Consider the following 1,193-nt stretch of genomic DNA (forward strand, 5'->3'; position numbering starts at 1 on the left):
CGCTCGAGTGTGGTTACCGTGCCTTTGCTGTCGGTGGTAGTTTTGCGCTTGCCCATAAAGGTACTGCTGTAGCGATGGCGCACTACGGTATCACCACAGCTAATGCAGGTTACCCTGGAAATCCTGTCCTGCTCGAACTGGTAATGCTGTATTTTGCCACTGCTATCCTGCACGGTGCGCGTACCATCTGCATGGTAATCAATGGTACTGGCTGGGCCTTGCCCGGCAGTCGCACTTTCCACGACCCGGCCATAGGCATCGTAGCGGTAACGTAAAATGGTCTGCCCCTGCTCATCAGTCACCGAGGTAAGGAGTTTGCTGTTTGCAGGCTCCTGGTAGTGAAAGGTGATCTCTGAGAATTCATCGGCTACCCCTGTCGGCTTTCGCATACGCAGCAGGCGGTGGCTGTGATCGAACACAAACTGATACGTCTCCCCGGCGTACTCCATCAAATAACGATAACCCTGGGCATCCCCCTGCCGCAGCACGCTGGCCTGGTGCAGTGGCTCTGCCCCTTTACGAATGCTGTAGTGCATGTGCTCATCACTCATGCGGTTAAAACTTATTCGGGTACCATCCCGCTTAATCACTTTGGTAAGACGGCCATGGCTAAAGCGCTCTTCATCGCCATTGGCACTGGTGTAGACAAATGCTGAGCCATTGCCCGTCAGGCGGCCTTTCTCTGCTGCATGTGCCGCATGCCAGCCGCCAACAATACCGGGGTAATTCACATAATAGAACACAGAATAACTGCCATCCGGACGCCAGATGCTGATGTTGTGCAGATCATTGCCTGCCCAGTTGTAACCGGGCCAGGCTGGATCGGTGTACGGGGAACTCCCTTCCGCGGAAAGCCTTACATCGTGCTTGCTGATCCAGTTGGCATTCACCTCTGCCACAGGCTTGGCATGCGCACTGACATCGGTGGCGTAATAAAAATCCAGCGGCAGGTACTGCTGCAAACCGGCTAAAGCACCGACATGGGTGTTCGACAAACGTTGGGCTGCATCCAGCGGGCTGATGGGCTTGCGCACACTGCCATCAAATGCATCCACACCGTGCTCTGTCGGGCAGCCTGGTTCGCATTCATCTTTATCGTCGTAGGTGATCACAAAAGGTAGTGGAAAAACCTGAATAGGCGTATTCATAATAGGTATATCACAGGCAATATAATGCCAATACACCATTTCCCA

1 protein-coding gene is annotated in these 1,193 nt (G+C 53.6%); it reads right to left on the minus strand.

What is annotated here, in order from left to right; genetic code table 11:
* On the minus strand, positions 1-1,193 hold a 1,193-nt coding region (locus tag ABC502_RS18575), incomplete at both ends, for an RHS repeat domain-containing protein (protein ID WP_345916924.1).

Source organism: Alkalimonas sp. NCh-2 (assembly GCF_039631345.1).
GTDB classification, from domain to species: Bacteria; Pseudomonadota; Gammaproteobacteria; order Enterobacterales; family Alteromonadaceae; genus Alkalimonas; species Alkalimonas mucilaginosa.